Origin of the sequence: Mycolicibacter acidiphilus (genome assembly GCF_018455725.1) — a bacterium.
In the GTDB taxonomy this organism is placed as follows: domain Bacteria; phylum Actinomycetota; class Actinomycetes; order Mycobacteriales; family Mycobacteriaceae; genus Mycobacterium; species Mycobacterium acidiphilum.
Genome location: NZ_JAHCLR010000038.1, coordinates 46,535 through 61,643 on the forward strand (window position 1 = coordinate 46,535; position 15,109 = coordinate 61,643).

Sequence of the window (15,109 nt, forward strand, 5' to 3'; positions counted from 1 at the left end):
TTGACCGTGGCATTCCGGCCCACCGCCGACCTGGTCGACGACATCGGGCCCGACGTGCGCAGCTGCGACACCCAGTTCCGGCAGCTCGGCGGAAACGCCGAATTCGCCGGGAAGATCAGCACCGTGCGCTGCTTCCAGGACAACGCCCTGCTCAAATCGGTGCTGTCGGAGAACGGCGGCGGCGGGGTGCTGGTGATCGACGGTGCCGGCTCACTGCACACCGCGCTGGTCGGCGACGTGATCGCCGAGCTGGCCCGGTCCAACGGGTGGGCGGGGCTGATCGTGCACGGGGCGGTGCGCGACGCGTCGACGCTGCGCACCCTGGGCATCGGCATCAAAGCGCTGGGCACCAACCCCCGCAAGTCCACCAAAACCGGCGCCGGGGAACGTGATGTGCCGGTGGAGTTCGGCGGCATCACGTTCGTCCCGGGGCAGACCGCCTACAGCGACGACGACGGGATCGTCGTCGTCTAGCGGCCCTCAGGGCCTGGCGAGGTATTCCGAGAGTGCTTTTCGGGTGATCTCGCTGGTGGATACGTCTTCGTCCCGGGCGCGTTGCTCCAATTGCTCGACCAGGGGTCCGGGGAGCCGAAAAGACCGGACGGGGGTGCTACCCCGCACTGCCCGTCCCGACGGGCGACCACGGCGTAGAACGGTCTCCCCGTAGCTGGGCTCTCCGACCGGGCGAACGTCGCCTCGCTCGAAGTCACGGGCCATGGCCGTGTAGTCGTCGTCAGAGATCCGGCGTTTCGTCATAGCTACCCCTTCCGTTCCGTCCGCTGAGCGGCGATGTCGCGCACCAATTCTGGATGCGTCCGGTCCAACCCCAACTCCTTCGCGATGCTCAAACGCAGCATCATGGCGTGGAACACCAGCCAATGCCGAGCACTCAACCGGTCCGCACCCACCTCGATAGGGGGCTCGTTCTCATCGAACCTCCCGATGAAGATGTGCGGATCAGAGTCCGGGCGCCGTCGCTCCACTCGGCTCACGAAGATCGGGTACTCGATCACCGCGCGCATCTCGTCGACGGTGATGCCGTGAGCGAAGACCCTGGCGCCGGCGAATTCGATGCGCAGCGGTCAATTGTAATACATATAAACGAGTTCGTGCCCTCCGACTGCGGAGGGGTCCACGCCTCGATCGGGAACAAGTCAGCAGGGCGGTGCGGCCGCCGGGCATACTGGAATCCGGTTTCGCCGAACGTCGGAGAGGACGTACCCGTGTCGATGTCTAATTGGGTCGAGAAGTCAAGTCCGCATTCGGTTTCCGAGACCCTCGACCGGCTGGAGGCGGCGCTGCTGGCCGCCGGCTGGAAGGTGATGGCGCGGGTCGACCACTCCGGGCACGCCACCAAGGCCGGCCTGGACCTGCGGCCCACCCAGGTGCTGCTGTTCGGCAACCCCGCGCTGGGAACGCAATTGATGCAGGCCGAGCAGACCATGGCCATCGACCTGCCGTCGAAGGCGCTGGCCTGGCAGGATGCCGCAGGTCAGGTCCGGCTGGGCTACCGCGATCTGCGTGCCGTCACCGCCGGCCGTCCGGAACTGGCGCCGGCACACGCGGCGATCGAGGAACTCGCCGCCACCATCGACCGCGCCACCGATTCGGCGGTGGCACCGGCATGACCGCCCCGGACACCTTGGCCGCCCGCTGGGAGCAGCTGCGCCGGCGGGTCGACGACGCCTGCCGTGACGCCGGCCGGGATCCCGGCGAGGTCACCGTGCTGCCGGTCAGCAAGACCTTCGGCGTCGAGGTGGTCCGCGAGGCGGTCGGGCTCGGGCTGCATCGGTTCGGCGAGAACAAGGTTCAGGAGATCCGCGACAAGTCCGGGCCGCTGGCCGACTGCGGGATCGACTGGGTGATGATCGGGCACCTGCAAACCAACAAGGCGGGTGTGGTGGCGCGACTGGCCGCCGAGGTGCAGTCGCTGGATCGCCCGAAGCTGGCCGCGGCGCTGCACCGGCACCTGAGCGACGAGGGCCGGGTCATCGACGTGCTGGTGCAGATCAAGACCTCCGACGAGCCGAGCAAGTACGGCCTGGAACCCGATGCGCTGCTGCCGTTTCTCGACGAGCTCGGCGGCTATCCCACCATGCGGGTGCGCGGCCTGATGACACTGGCCATCAACACCACCGACCAGGTCACGGTGCGCGGCTGCTTCCGGCGGCTGCGCGAACTGCGCGACGACGCGGCCGCGCACGGCCACGACCTGCCACGGCTGTCGATGGGCATGAGCGGGGACTTCGCGCTGGCGATCGCCGAAGGCTCCACCGAAGTGCGGATCGGCACCGCGATTTTCGGTGCTCGGCCGTATCCGGATTCCTACTATTGGCCGGAGAGCACCGGCTAGATCGGCGCCGGATCGGGCGGGTGGTCACGTAGGGTGCCAACCATGCCGACCATGCACAGGCTCGCGGCGTTGATGGGTGCGCTGGTGGTGGTCGGCGGGTGCGCGGCCCCCGACAGCGACAGCGCGCTGCTGCCGGATCTGCCCGCGAGCGCAACGAGTACGACGAGTACGACGAGTACGACGGGCGCGACGAGTTCGGCCGTGCCGCAGCAGAGTCCGTCGCAGCCGGCGCCGCCGCCGGACGCCGCACCCGCGGCCGTCGCCGCTTGGATCGCGGCCGGTCGGCCCGCCGACCCGGCCGGTTACCAGACCGTCGAACGCGACGACACCACCACGCAGCTGGAAGGCGACGAGGTGGCGTTCCGGCTGCCCGGGCCGCTGGAGCCCAACCATCTGGCCGGCTGCATCCGGCGCTGGGCGCCGAACCTGTCGTGCCTGCCCGGCCTGCGTGACACCCCTGACCGTCCGGACGGGCTTGTCGGGCAGTGGATTCCCGGCTGGGTCGACTTCGACGGCTCGATGATCAGCATCGGCAGCGTGCACGGCGATCCGGGCGTGTTCAACGACGGCGCCGGGAAGGTGCTGCCGTACGGCGACAGCCTGAAATTCGGTGACTACCAGTGCCGTTCGGACCCGAGCGGGCTGTACTGCGTCAGCCTGTCCCGGCAGACCGGGATGCGCCTGTCGGACACGGTCACCGCGTTCGGCTGTGTCCGGCAGGCGACCCCGCCGTACGGCATCGGCCAGCAGTTCTTCTGCGACTAGACCGCCGCCGGCGCACGGTGTTTGGAGAAGTGCAGTGACTTCTCGTCGACCTTGCCGTACCGGATCAGCCGCAGGTCCAGCAGATAGTTCTGCTTGAGCCGCCACGGCGCCTCGGACCCGGAGCGGGGCAGGGCGTCCATCGCGCGCCGGAAGTAGCCGGGGCTGAAGTCCATGAACGGCCGCTCCTCCACCGCGGCACCGGGGTGCTCGGGCTCGACCCGGTTGAACCCGTGCGAGTCCATGTAGTTGAGCACCCGGCAGACGAACTCCGAGACCAGGTCGGCCTTGAGCGTCCAGGAGGCGTTGGTGTAGCCGAAGCTGACCGCGGCGTTCGGCACGCCGGAGAACATCAGCCCCTTGTAGGTCATCGTCTTCGGCAGGTCGATCGGCTCACCGTTGCGCAGCAGGTGGGCGCCGCCGAGCAGCTGCATGTTCAGACCCGTCGCGGTGATGATGATGTCCGCGTCGAGGTGCTGCCCCGACGTCAGCTGGATGCCGGTCTTGGTGAAGGTCTCGATGGTGTCGGTGACGACGTCGGCCTTGCCGGCCTTGATCGTCTTGAACAGGTCCCCGTTGGGTGCCAGGCACAGGCGCTCGTCCCACGGGTTGTAGCGCGGGCCGAAGTGCTTGGCCACGTCGTAACCCTCCGGCAGCCGGTGCTTGGCCATCGTCATCAGCGTCTTGCGCATGTACTTGGGGAAGGTCCGCGACAGCTGGTATTGGAAGGTGGAGAAGCCGATCGCCTTCCAGCGGTTGACGAAGTGCGCCGCCTTCTCGGGCAGGTACTTGTTGGCCCGCACCGCGACCGGGTCCACCAGCGGCAGCGAGCCGACGTAGGTCGGGGAGCGCTGCAACATCGTGACGTGCCCGGCGCCGGAGTTGGCCAGGGCCGGAATCAGGGTGATCGCAGTCGCGCCGGAGCCGATCACGACGATCTTCTTGCCCGCGTAGTCGAGGTCTTCGGGCCAGTGCTGCGGGTGCACGATGGTGCCCCCGAAGTCCGCGGAGCCGGGGAACTCCGGGGTGTAGCCCTGCTCGTAGTTGTAGTAGCCGCTGCAGGCGAAGACGAACGACGCGGTGATCTGCTCCTGCGTGCCGTTGTTGTCGACGGTGACCGTCCAGTGGTTGTCCGCGTCTGACCAGTCGGCGCCCAGTACCCGGTGCCGGTAGCGGATGTGCTTGTCGATGCCGTTCTCGACGGCGGCCTCGTTGACGTAATTCCAGATCGACTCACCGTCGGCGATGCTCTTGGCGTCCTGCCACGGCTTGAACCGGAAGCCGAGGGTGAACATGTCGGAGTCCGAGCGGATGCCCGGGTACTTGAACAGGTCCCAGGTGCCGCCGAGGTTATCCCGAGCCTCCAGGATCGTGTAGCTCTTCTTCGGGCAGCGGTTCTGCAGGTGCCAGGCCGCACTGATGCCGGAGATGCCGGCGCCGACGATCACAACGTCGAGGTGTTCAGTCATGCCGCCAGGTTATCAACGGTGTGTTGAGTGAGTCAACAGTCTGTTGAATTTTCCGACGTCGTGTAAAGTAGGGCCGTGGCCAGCCCGAATTCGACCCGCTCGCACGGCCGACGCTCGACGCGTCCGTCCGGCGACGACCGCGAACAGGCCATCCTCGCTACCGCCGAACAGCTCCTGGCACAGCGTCCACTCACAGAGATCTCCGTCGACGACCTGGCCAAGGGCGCCGGAATCTCCCGGCCGACGTTCTACTTCTATTTCAAGTCCAAGGACGCGGTGCTGCTGTCGCTGCTGGAACCGCTGATCGCCGCGGCCGACTCCGAGTTCGACGGGGCGGTGGGCCGGGTCGCCGCCGACCCGCGTCGGGTGTGGCGCAGTGGGATTCGGGCGTTCTTCACCGCATTCGGCTCGCACCGCGCGATCGCCCGGGCCGGCACCGAGGCGCTGGCGAGCAGCCCCGACTTTCGGGCCATGTGGAACGGCTTCATGGGCAAGTGGATCAACCAGACCGCGGCGATGATCACCGCTGAACGAGCCCGGGGGGCGGCGCCGGAGACGATCCCGGCACTCGACCTCGCGACGTCGCTGAACCAGATGAACGAGCGCACGATGATCGCCGCACTCGCCGCCGAGGAACCGTCGGTGCCGCACGACCGGGTGGTCGACACGCTGGCGCACATCTGGGTCACCAGCATCTACGGCGAACAGCCCTGAGGCCGCTCAGAACTGGGCTGTGACGAACCCGGCGAGCAGCACCGCGAATCCGCCGACCTCACCGGCGATCAGCAACACCATGCTCATCCGCAGGAACCAGCCCTCCTGCTCGAACTGGTTGGTGGTGTCGCGCAGCGCGCCGTGCAGCATGTAACTGCCGATCGCCGACACGAAGAAGAACACCGTCACCATTGCCGCAGTCAGGTTCACCCAGGTCGGCCAGCCGCTGAACTCGACGAACACCGCGGTGAGCAGGGTGGCGAACGAGTACAGCAGCGCCGCCCGGTGCGCGATGTCGACGTAGATGTGCGCCTGATGCTTCTCGGTGGTGGCGATCTGCTGGTACTTCCAGACGCCCAGTAGCAGGGCCAGCAGGAAGATCAGGCCGGCGGCCAGCAGGGTGATCTTGGTGTCGATGCCCAGGGTTATGTCCACGGACCGTAACCCTAGTTAGGTCATCCCGTCCCTGACTAGCCTGTGGGGAATGCGCTTCGCCTTCAAAACCTCCCCGCAGAACACCACCTGGGCCGACATGCTGGCGGTCTGGCAGGCGGCCGACGACATCGACGTCTACGAGTCCGGTTGGACGTTCGACCACTTCTACCCGATCTTCTCCGACCCGACCGGGCCGTGCCTGGAGGGCTGGACGACGCTGACCGCGCTGGCGCAGGCCACCACCAGGCTGCGGGTGGGCAACCTGGTCACCGGAATCCACTACCGTCATCCGGCGGTGCTGGCGAACATGGTTGCGGCAGTGGACATCATCTCCGGCGGCCGGCTGGAGTTGGGGATCGGCGCCGGCTGGAACGAGGAGGAGTCGGGAGCCTACGGCATCGAGCTGGGCACGGCCGGTGAGCGCATGGACCGGTTCGAGGAGGCCTGCCAGGTGCTGATCAGCCTGCTCAGCCGCGAGACCACGACGTTTGACGGCAGCTACTACCGCCTCACCGACGCCCGCAACGAACCGAAGGGGCCGCAGCGGCCGCACCCGCCGATCTGCATCGGCGGCAGCGGTGAGAAGCGCACGCTGCGGATCGCCGCCCGCTACGCCCAGCACTGGAATTTCGTCGGCGGCACGCCGGCGGAATTCGCCCGCAAGCGCGACGTGCTGGCCGCGCACTGTGAAGACATCGGCCGGGATCCCGGCGAGATCATGCTCTCCGCGCACGTTCGCCTGGAGCCGGACCTGGACTACCGACGCGTCGTCGATGACGCCGCCGCGCTCGGCGCCGAGGGTCTGGACCTGGCGATCGTCTACCTGCCGGCGCCGCACGATCCCGTGGTGCTAGAACCGCTGGCCGAGGCGGTGCGGGATTCGGGGCTGCTGACGGCGCCGGCCTGATCACGGTCAGCAAACGGCTGCCGGCCGCATCGCGGCCGGACCCTAGGTCGCGAACCGCAGCAACTCGTCCGACGTGACGAGACGCTCGTGCTTGGCGGGGAAACCCCGGCTCTTCACCGGGTGACGCATCAGGGACCAGGCCATACGTGCGAGGCGATGGCAGTAGGTCGGGTTGAGGTACACCGTGCTGTCTCCCGTCTCAACTCGGGAAGATTGATACTGGTGTGGTCGACGTTAACGTCGAGTTAACAGAATGCCCACGGTTGACCATTAGACACCGGTTCGTCGGCAAACTGAATGCGGCACACCGCAGTGATCGATCTGATCTTCGGTTGGCGGGTCTATCAGACGTGGCCGGGGCCGCCGACACTTTCACCAGCTGTCAATGTCAACCCACCCGCATCTTCAGCGCCAGAGTTCGATTCCCGGGTCCCACGTGTGACCATTGGCGGTGCCAGTGATCGCCGGGTCGGCGAACTCGATGACACCGTCGAGCAGCACATCGAACGCCTCGGGCAGGTGGTTGGAGCTGGTTCGTCGACGCCACGCGGCCCAGCGCGCTTGGGCGATATCGGCGTAGCCGTCGAGCACCTCTCGAAGCGGTGCGAGAGCGGTGTGCCGGTGGCGTGCGACTTCGCCGATACCGTGCTGCAGGTCAGATCCACCGACACGGTGATGGTGCGAGAGCGTCCAGATGTCAGCGAAGTCGCGCCACCGGGTGTTGGCCGTGCCCCGCTGCGCAGCGGTGACGATCTTCTCGGCGTACACCATGTGCAGCGGGTAGCCGGCTATTGCGATCGGCTCGCCGCCCCGCAGTCGTGGCACCAAGACGAGGGTGGGCTCGGGCCAGATGGGGTCGCCCACGTTGACGTCGACGTGGAACCGTGTTCGTCCTCGTGCCAATCGGGCCCCGACGCTGACGCGGACGCCGGCATATTCGTCCTCCTCGCGGATGGCCTCCGCCCTGGCTGAACCGGGATCGAACTCGATGCCGTCATCGGCGGTCAGCGGTACCCCGAGCACCGAACGGACCAGTTCGAGGACCGTCTGCACGTCGTTGCTCACCGCAAGTCCTGCGAGGTCGATGTCGCGGGTCGGACGGCGGTTGCCGAAGGCGGCAAGCAACACGCCACCTTTGAGGACGAATCTCTGCCGCACCGGGCTTACCGCCAGGCGAGCAAGGAATCCTTCCAACACGTACAACTGGATGAGTTCGTCGGTGAGTCTGCCCGACGCCTTGGCCTGTGCTTGCAGGTCGAGGTATGCCTGCCCGGCCGGAGTGTCGCGCGAAACCGGACTCACAGCAGGATCTCCAGCGCCTGGCGCAGCGGGGTCAACACGCGGGGGAATTCTCGGGTCATCTGCAGGAGCGCCGACGGCTGCCCGCCCTGCCGAAGCCACCGCTTCAACGCTTCGTTGGCCATGTCGGCACCTTCTCGGTGCCGCATCCTGAACGCGTCAATGATGCTGCGTTCGGCGGAGTACACCCCGATGCTGTGTTCAGCGCTGATGGCGAGCGTGGACCGGCCGACCTCGAACGTTGCGGGATCGAAGTGGTGCCAGCGAACCGGGATCGTGGTCTCCGGCCGCCACGAGCCCCGTGGTATCGCGATGTCCACGGCATTCGGAATGTCGTCGATGAGATCATGGCGGGCCAGCGCCGAACGCAACGCGATGGTTGCTTTCAGCGATTTTGACGCGATCTCGAGCAGATCCTCGTCGCCGTGCCAGTCGCTTTTGCGGTACAAGCCGCGCGCCAACGCCGTGATGCGCCCATCTGCGATGAGGCGTCTGAGCTGACGCTCGCTGATTCGCTCCAACGCCTCGGAGTACCGGAACGTGTCCGGCAGTGCAGCCAACAGCTTGGGGGAACCCGCAGCCATGGCGACACCTCCGGAGGGAAACCTCAACACGTACACCGCTAGTGTAGAGGGATTCCTACGCTGTTGTTTTTTGTCGCAGCACGCTCCGCTGATCCAGCCCCCGGGTGGCGCCCCACAGTCCGTCGTGCGCCCGCTCAGTGGATGGCGACCGTCGTCGGGGTGATCGGCGAGGGCAGCGCGGTGTGCCCCATCAGGTAACGGTCGACGCTCGCGGCGGCCGCCCGCCCCTCGGCGATCGCCCAGACGATCAGTGACTGACCGCGGCCGATGTCGCCGGCGACGTACACCCCCGGCACAGTGCTGGCGAAGTCGGCGTTGCGGGCGACGGCGCCGCGGTCGGTGAACTCGACCCCGAGATCGGTGAGCAGCCCCGGGCGCTCCGGGCCGACGAAACCCATTGCCAGCAGCACCAGATCGGCCGCCAGGGCGAAGTCGGTGCCGGCCACCTTCTCGAACACCCCGCGGTGCCGGCGCACCTCGTGGGCGCGCAACCCGGTGACCCGACCGTCCCGCCCGGTGAACTCCTCGGTGTTCACCGAGAACACCCGCTCGCCGCCCTCCTCGTGGGCGGCGGTGGTCCGCATGATCAGCGGGTACATCGGCCAGGGTGTCACCGCCGGGTCCCGTATCTCCGGAGGGCGCGGCAGGATCTCGAACTGGTGCACGCACGTTCCGCCCTGCCGGTGCACGGTGCCCAGGCAGTCCGCCCCGGTGTCGCCGCCGCCGATGATGATGACCTTCTTGCCGCGGGCGGTGATCGGCGGTTCGGGCAGATCACCGGCCTGCACCCGGTTGGCCCACGGCAGGTACTCCATCGCCTGGTGGATGCCGTCGAGGTCCCGGCCGGGGATCGGCAGATCCCGCCAGGCGGTGGCGCCACCGGCCAGCACCACGGCGTCGAAGTCCGCACGCAGGTTCGCCGCCGGCACATCCACCCCGACGTTCACCCCGGTGCGGAACACCGTGCCCTCACCGCTCATCTGCACCAGCCGCCGGTCGATGAAGCGCTTCTCCATCTTGAACTCGGGGATGCCGTAGCGCAGCAGCCCGCCGATCCGGTCGGCGCGCTCGAACACCGTCACCGCATGCCCGGCGCGGGTGAGCTGCTGCGCCGCGGCCAGGCCCGCCGGCCCGGAGCCCACCACCGCCACCGTCTTGCCGGTCAGCGTCTGTGGGCGGATCGGCTCCGCCCAGCCTTCCCGGAAACCGCGCTCGACGATCTCGTACTCGATCTGTTTGATCGTCACCGGCGGCTGGTTGATGCCGAGCACGCACGCCGGTTCACACGGCGCGGGGCAGAGTCGGCCGGTGAAGTCCGGGAAGTTGTTCGTGGCGTGCAACCGGTCGAACGCTTCCCGCCAGCGGCCGGTGCGGACCAGGTCGTTCCACTCCGGTATCAGATTGCCCAGCGGGCAGCCGTTGTGGCAGAACGGGATTCCGCAGTCCATGCAGCGCGACGCCTGCTCGCGCAGGGTGTCCTCGGCGAAGTCCTGATAGACCTCACGCCAGTCATGGACCCGCTCGTCGACCGGGCGCCGCGCCGGCAGGATCCGCCGGGTGTACTTGAGGAAACCTCTCGGGTCAGCCATGTGCCATCGCCATGATCGCCTCGTCGGGGTCGGAGCCGGCCACCTTCGCCTCGGCGACCGCGTCGAGCACCCGCCGGTAGTCGCGCGGCATCACCCGGACGAAGTGCCGCCCCTGACTCGGCCATGCTGCCAGTATCCGTTGGGCCACTGCGGAATCGGTGGCCTCGGCGTGGCGGCGCAGCAGGTCGTGCAGCCAGCTGGTCTCCGCCGCGTCGAATTCGTCGCGATGCTCCAGCTCCACCATCTCGGTGTTGAGATTGCCGCGCAGCTCCCGGTCGGGGTCATAGACGTAGGCCACTCCCCCGGACATCCCGGCGGCGAAATTGCGCCCGGTACGGCCCAGCACCACCACCCGGCCGCCGGTCATGTACTCGCAGCCGTGATCCCCGACGCCCTCGACGACGGCCACCGCCCCGGAGTTGCGGACCGCGAACCGCTCTCCGACCACCCCGCGCAGGAACGCCTCACCGCCGGTCGCCCCGAACAGGATCACGTTGCCGCCGATGATGTTCTCCTCGGCGACGTAGCCGGCCGGCGCGTCGAGTGGCGGCCGCAGCACGATCCGGCCGCCGGACAGCCCCTTGCCGACGTAGTCGTTGGCGTCCCCGAAGACCCGCAGCGTGATCCCGCGCGGCAGGAACGCCCCGAAACTGTTGCCCGCCGACCCGGTGCAGGCGATGTCGATGGTGTCATCGGGAAGCCCCTGCGCCCCATACGCCTTGGTGACCTCGTAGCCGAGCATGGTGCCGACGGTCCGGTTCACGTTGGAGATCGCGGTCGCGAACCGGACCGGCCGCCCGGTGTCGAGGGCTTCCCGGCTCATCGCGATCAATTGCTGGTCCAGCGCCTTGTCCAGGCCGTGGTCCTGGCGGGCGGTGCAGTGCAGATCCTGATTCATGAACGCTGACTCGGGTTCGTAGAGCACCGGGTCCAGGTCCAGTTTGTGGGCCTTCCAGTGCGCCCGGGCCAGCGAGGAGTCCAGGGCGCCGACCTGCCCGACGGCGTCGTCGAGGGTGCGGAAGCCCAGGGCGGCAAGGTATTCGCGCACCTCCTCGGCGATGAACCAGAAGAAGTTCTCGACGAACTCCGGTCGCCCGGTGAACCGGTGCCGCAGTTCGGGGTTCTGGGTGGCCACGCCGACCGGGCAGGTGTCCAGGTGGCAGACCCGCATCATGATGCAGCCCGAGACGACGAGCGGCGCGGTGGCGAACCCGAACTCCTCGGCGCCCAGCAGGGCCGCGATCACCACATCGCGGCCGGTTTTCAGCTGCCCGTCCACCTGCACCACGATCCGGTCCCGAAGTCCGTTGAGCAGCAGGGTCTGCTGCGTCTCGGCCAACCCCAGCTCCCACGGCGCACCGGCATGCTTGAGCGACGTCAGCGGCGCCGCACCCGTGCCGCCGTCGTGCCCGGAGATCAGCACCACGTCGGCATGCGCTTTGGACACCCCCGCCGCGACGGTGCCGACCCCGTTCTCGGCGACAAGTTTCACGTGAATCCGTGCAGCCGGGTTCGCGTTCTTCAGATCGTGGATCAGCTGTTTGATGTCCTCGATCGAATAGATGTCGTGGTGCGGTGGCGGCGAGATCAGCCCGACACCGGGGGTGGCGTGCCGAACCTCGGCGATCCACGGATACACCTTGTTTCCCGGAAGCTGCCCGCCCTCACCGGGTTTGGCGCCCTGTGCGATCTTGATCTGCAGATCCGTGCAGTTCACCAGGTAGTCGCTGGTCACCCCGAACCGGGCGGAGGCGACCTGCTTGATCGCGCTGCGCCGCCAGTCGCCGTTCTCATCAGGCTGGTAGCGGCCGGCGTGCTCACCGCCCTCACCGCAGTTCGACCGGCCGCCGATCCGGTTCATCGCGATCGCCAGCGTCTCGTGCGCTTCGGCGGAGATCGAGCCGTAACTCATGGCGCCAGTCGCAAAGCGTTTGACGATCTCGGTTGCCGGCTCCACCTCGGATAGTGGTATCGGCTGGCGCACACCGGATTTGAACTTCAGCAATCCGCGCAGGGTGGCCAGGCGCTCACTCTGGTCGTCGATCAGCGCGGTGTATTCCTTGAAGATCGCGTACTGCCCGGAGCGGGTGGAGTGCTGCAGCTTGAAGACGGTCTCCGGGTTGAACAGGTGGTATTCACCCTCCCGCCGCCACTGGTATTCGCCGCCCACCGGTAGTTCCCGGTGCGCGCGCTCCGCCGGCCGGTCCGGGTAGGCCAACCGGTGCCGGGCGGCGACGTCCGCGGCGATGTCGTCGAGGGTGATCCCGCCGATCGGGCAGTGCAGTCCGGTGAAGTACCGGTCGAGGACGTCCTGGGCGACGCCGACCGGCTGGAACAGTTGCGCGCCGGTGTAGGACGCCCGCGTCGAAATACCCATCTTCGACATGACTTTCAGCACGCCTTTCGCGGCGGCCTTGGCGTAGTTGCGCAGCGCGTGGTCACGATCCACGCCGGCCAGCAGACCCCGGTCCAGCATGTCCTCGACCGACTCGAACGCCAGGTACGGGTTGACCGCCGCGGCGCCGAAGCCGAGCAGCGCCGCCAGGTGGTGCACCTCGCGGGCATCACCGGACTGCACCACCAGGCCCACCTTGGTGCGGGTGCGTTCGGCGACCAGATGATGGTGCACCGCCGCGGTCGCCAGCAGGGACGGGATCGGGGCCAGCATCTCGTCTGCTCCCCGATCGGAGAGCACGATGAACCGGGCGCCGGCCGCGATCGCCGCCGACACCTCCGCGCAGACCTGCTGCAGCGCCGCACGCAGACCGGTACCGCCCTCGGCGACCGGGTACCGGCAGCCGACGACGGCGGTGGACAGGCCGTGCGGACCCCGCGACCCGATCCGCTGATCCGGGTGCAGCCCGATGATCTTCGCCAGCTGGTCGTTGCTCAGGACCGGCTGCGGCAGCACCAGTTGGCGCCAGGTGGGCTCCCCGGTGTTCAGCAGGTCGCCCTCCGGCCCGAGCGCACCCTGCATGCTGGTGACCACCTCCTCCCGGATCGCATCCAGTGGAGGATTGGTGACCTGGGCGAACAGTTGCTGGAAGTAGTCGAACAGCATGCGCGGCCGCGCCGACAGCACCGCGACCGGGGTGTCGGTTCCCATCGACCCGATGGGTTCGGCGCCGGTGCGGGCCATCGGCGCGAGCAGCAGGTTGAGCTCCTCGTAGGTGTAGCCGAACATGTGCTGCCGCAGCAGAATCCGTTCGCGTTCCATTCGCGGGGCGGCACCCGGCGGCAGCTCCTCGATGCGGATCAGCGCCTCATCGACCCAGGCCTGGTACGGCCGTTGCGCCGCCAGCGTCGACTTGATCTCGGTGTCGGAGACGATCCGGCCGGCGGCGGTGTCCACCAGGAACATCCGGCCGGGCCGCAGGCGCTCCCGGCGCACCACCCGAGCCGGATCGAGGTCCAGCACACCGGCTTCCGACGCCATAACCACGAGCCCGTCGTCGGTGACCCAGATCCGCGACGGCCGTAGCCCGTTGCGGTCCAGCACCGCGCCCACCACCGTGCCGTCGGTGAACGTCATCGACGCCGGGCCGTCCCACGGCTCCATCAGCGAATCGTGGTACTCGTAGAAGGCCCGGATGGAGCGGTCCATGCTCTCGTGGCGCTCCCAGGCCTCGGGGATCATCATCAGGATCGCGTGCGGCAGGCTGCGTCCGCCCAGGTGCAGCAGTTCGAGCACCTCGTCGAACCGGGCGGTGTCGGAGGCGCCGGGGGTGCAGATCGGGAACAGTTGGTCGGCGCTGGTGGAGTCGGTGCCGAAGATGTCGGTGCGGATCAGCGCCTCCCGCGCCCGCATCCAGTTCTCGTTGCCGGTGACCGTGTTGATCTCGCCGTTGTGGGCGATCAGCCGGAACGGATGCGCGAGCGGCCAGGACGGAAAGGTGTTGGTGGAGAACCGGGAATGCACGATCCCCAGGGCGCTCTGCAGGCGCACGTCGGCGAGGTCGAGGTAGAACGCGGCGAGCTGCGGGGTGGTCAGCATGCCCTTGTAGACGATCGTCCGGCCGGAGAGGCTGGGGAAGTAAACGGTCTCCCGGCCGGGGCCGTCCTGTCCCGGTCCCCGGGTGCCCAGTTCGTGTTCGGCGCGCTTTCGGATCACATACGCCCGGCGCTCCAGGGTCATGCCGGTCGCCCCGGCGATGAACAACTGCCGCAGTGTGGGCATCGCGTCGCGGGCCAGCGCGCCCAGCGAGGAGTCATCGGTCGGCACGTCACGCCAGCCGAGCACGCGCAGGCCCTGCGCCTCCACGATCTTCTCGACACCGGCGCAGGCCGCGGCGGCGTCCCTGGACGACTGGGGCAGGAACGCGATGCCGGTGGCGTATGCGCCTTCAGCCGGTAGGTCGAATTCGGTTACCGCGCGCAGGAATTGGTCCGGAATCTGGATCAGGATCCCCGCCCCGTCACCGCTGTGCGGCTCGGCGCCCGCTGCGCCGCGGTGTTCGAGGTTGAGCAGAGCGGTGATCGACTTGTCGACGATGTCGCGGCTGCGCCGGCCCCGGATGTCGACGACCATCGCCACCCCGCACGAATCGTGTTCGAACGCGGGGTTGTAGAGACCGACTCTCCCGGGCGTCATCATCTGGTGCTTCACCTCCGCCGTGCCGTTTCGCCACTGGCGGTGGCGAATGATCGGGGATAACTCCGTGCGGCACTGGACGGCGGGTCTGCCGGAGAATTCCCGACAGCCAACGCCACGATATACCCGAACCTGCACGTCGTGCCGTCGATTCGGTGAAGGAACCGGCCCCGTCGGCGCAACGAGTTCCGCGTTACGTCAACGCAATAATCGGATGATGTTCAGGAAATGTTGAGTCCCTATTGTCTGCCTGTCCGGACGCGAAGGGGACCATCATGGCCGACGACATTCTCAAGCTCGTCGCCGACGAGAACGTCGAATACATCGACGCCCGGTTCTGTGATCTGCCGGGCATGATGCAGCACCTGACGATCCCGGCGGCGGCACTCGACGCGAGCGCGTTCGA

General features: G+C 67.8%; 15 protein-coding genes. 7 read left to right on the forward strand and 8 right to left on the reverse strand.

All coding sequences use genetic code 11. The features are described 5' to 3' along the window. Entirely contained in the window at nt 1-474 is a 474-nt protein-coding gene (gene rraA, locus KIH27_RS16675) for a ribonuclease E activity regulator RraA (RefSeq protein WP_214094080.1), read from the forward strand. A gap of 6 nt (nt 475-480) precedes the next feature. On the opposite strand, the gene KIH27_RS23315 is transcribed toward rraA, so the two are convergent. Further along, nucleotides 481-756, reverse strand: coding sequence for a ribbon-helix-helix protein, CopG family (locus tag KIH27_RS23315; protein ID WP_214094081.1), 276 nt, complete (start codon nt 754-756; stop codon nt 481-483). Between the two features lie 2 nt (nt 757-758). Further along, nucleotides 759-1,022, reverse strand: coding sequence for a hypothetical protein (locus tag KIH27_RS16685; RefSeq protein WP_214094082.1), 264 nt, complete (start codon nt 1,020-1,022; stop codon nt 759-761). A 207-nt stretch (nt 1,023-1,229) separates the two neighbouring features. Between KIH27_RS16685 and KIH27_RS16690 the strand changes: the two genes are divergently transcribed. The 3 genes from KIH27_RS16690 to KIH27_RS16700 are packed head-to-tail and all read left to right on the forward strand — an operon-like array spanning nt 1,230 to nt 3,118. Next, nucleotides 1,230-1,628, forward strand: coding sequence for a DUF302 domain-containing protein (locus KIH27_RS16690; protein ID WP_214094083.1), 399 nt, complete (start codon nt 1,230-1,232; stop codon nt 1,626-1,628). Then, on the forward strand, nt 1,625-2,353 hold the full coding sequence (locus KIH27_RS16695; RefSeq protein WP_214094084.1) for a YggS family pyridoxal phosphate-dependent enzyme: 729 nt from the start codon (nt 1,625-1,627) through the stop codon (nt 2,351-2,353). Before KIH27_RS16690 ends, KIH27_RS16695 begins: the two co-directional genes overlap by 4 nt. Nucleotides 2,354-2,395: 42 nt before the next feature. After that, nucleotides 2,396-3,118: a hypothetical protein gene (locus tag KIH27_RS16700; protein ID WP_214094085.1), complete on the forward strand. Its 723-nt coding sequence runs from the start codon at nt 2,396-2,398 to the stop codon at nt 3,116-3,118. On the opposite strand, the gene KIH27_RS16705 is transcribed toward KIH27_RS16700, so the two are convergent. Next, a complete protein-coding gene (locus KIH27_RS16705) occupies nt 3,115-4,584 on the reverse strand; it encodes a flavin-containing monooxygenase (RefSeq protein WP_214094086.1) in 1,470 nt (489 codons plus the stop codon). The genes KIH27_RS16700 and KIH27_RS16705 overlap by 4 nt on opposite strands. A gap of 75 nt (nt 4,585-4,659) precedes the next feature. On the opposite strand from KIH27_RS16705, the gene KIH27_RS16710 reads away from it, so the two are divergent. Next, complete coding sequence (locus KIH27_RS16710; RefSeq protein WP_214094087.1) at nt 4,660-5,298, forward strand: TetR/AcrR family transcriptional regulator; 639 nt, start codon at nt 4,660-4,662, stop codon at nt 5,296-5,298. Between the two features lie 6 nt (nt 5,299-5,304). On the opposite strand, the gene KIH27_RS16715 is transcribed toward KIH27_RS16710, so the two are convergent. Continuing rightward, on the reverse strand, nt 5,305-5,727 hold the full coding sequence (locus KIH27_RS16715) for a hypothetical protein (RefSeq protein WP_214094097.1): 423 nt from the start codon (nt 5,725-5,727) through the stop codon (nt 5,305-5,307). A gap of 55 nt (nt 5,728-5,782) precedes the next feature. Here KIH27_RS16715 and KIH27_RS16720 point away from each other — a divergent pair, with 55 nt between their 5' ends. Continuing rightward, nucleotides 5,783-6,640, forward strand: coding sequence for an LLM class F420-dependent oxidoreductase (locus tag KIH27_RS16720; RefSeq protein WP_214094088.1), 858 nt, complete (start codon nt 5,783-5,785; stop codon nt 6,638-6,640). 405 nt (nt 6,641-7,045) lie between these two features. Here KIH27_RS16720 and KIH27_RS16725 read toward each other — a convergent pair whose 3' ends face one another. From KIH27_RS16725 to gltB, 4 genes are all read right to left on the reverse strand, one after another. Then, nucleotides 7,046-7,942, reverse strand: a complete 897-nt coding sequence (locus tag KIH27_RS16725; RefSeq protein ID WP_214094089.1) for a nucleotidyl transferase AbiEii/AbiGii toxin family protein — start codon at nt 7,940-7,942, stop codon at nt 7,046-7,048. Next, nucleotides 7,939-8,523, reverse strand: a complete 585-nt coding sequence (locus KIH27_RS16730; protein ID WP_214094090.1) for a type IV toxin-antitoxin system AbiEi family antitoxin domain-containing protein — start codon at nt 8,521-8,523, stop codon at nt 7,939-7,941. Before KIH27_RS16730 ends, KIH27_RS16725 begins: the two co-directional genes overlap by 4 nt. 134 nt (nt 8,524-8,657) lie before the next feature. After that, a complete protein-coding gene (locus KIH27_RS16735) occupies nt 8,658-10,112 on the reverse strand; it encodes a glutamate synthase subunit beta (RefSeq protein ID WP_214094091.1) in 1,455 nt (484 codons plus the stop codon). Beyond that, entirely contained in the window at nt 10,105-14,703 is a 4,599-nt protein-coding gene (gltB, locus tag KIH27_RS16740) for a glutamate synthase large subunit (protein WP_214094092.1), read from the reverse strand. Before gltB ends, KIH27_RS16735 begins: the two co-directional genes overlap by 8 nt. 275 nt (nt 14,704-14,978) lie before the next feature. On the opposite strand from gltB, the gene KIH27_RS22655 reads away from it, so the two are divergent. Beyond that, nucleotides 14,979-15,109: glutamine synthetase (locus KIH27_RS22655; protein ID WP_250150276.1), on the forward strand; the 131-nt coding region annotated here is incomplete at its 3' end.

What these genes read in the sequence shown, in the direction of transcription:
- KIH27_RS23315 (WP_214094081.1), bottom strand. Translation starts at nt 756, where the DNA reads ATGACGAAACGCCGGATCTCTGACGACGACTACACGGCCATGGCCCGT.
- KIH27_RS16685 (WP_214094082.1), bottom strand. Translation starts at nt 1,022, where the DNA reads ATGCGCGCGGTGATCGAGTACCCGATCTTCGTGAGCCGAGTGGAGCGA.
- KIH27_RS16690 (WP_214094083.1), top strand. Translation starts at nt 1,230, where the DNA reads ATGTCTAATTGGGTCGAGAAGTCAAGTCCGCATTCGGTTTCCGAGACC.
- KIH27_RS16695 (WP_214094084.1), top strand. Translation starts at nt 1,625, where the DNA reads ATGACCGCCCCGGACACCTTGGCCGCCCGCTGGGAGCAGCTGCGCCGG.
- KIH27_RS16700 (WP_214094085.1), top strand. Translation starts at nt 2,396, where the DNA reads ATGCCGACCATGCACAGGCTCGCGGCGTTGATGGGTGCGCTGGTGGTG.
- KIH27_RS16705 (WP_214094086.1), bottom strand. Translation starts at nt 4,584, where the DNA reads ATGACTGAACACCTCGACGTTGTGATCGTCGGCGCCGGCATCTCCGGC.
- KIH27_RS16720 (WP_214094088.1), top strand. Translation starts at nt 5,783, where the DNA reads ATGCGCTTCGCCTTCAAAACCTCCCCGCAGAACACCACCTGGGCCGAC.
- KIH27_RS16730 (WP_214094090.1), bottom strand. Translation starts at nt 8,523, where the DNA reads ATGGCTGCGGGTTCCCCCAAGCTGTTGGCTGCACTGCCGGACACGTTC.
- KIH27_RS16735 (WP_214094091.1), bottom strand. Translation starts at nt 10,112, where the DNA reads ATGGCTGACCCGAGAGGTTTCCTCAAGTACACCCGGCGGATCCTGCCG.
- gltB (WP_214094092.1), bottom strand. Translation starts at nt 14,703, where the DNA reads ATGACGCCCGGGAGAGTCGGTCTCTACAACCCCGCGTTCGAACACGAT.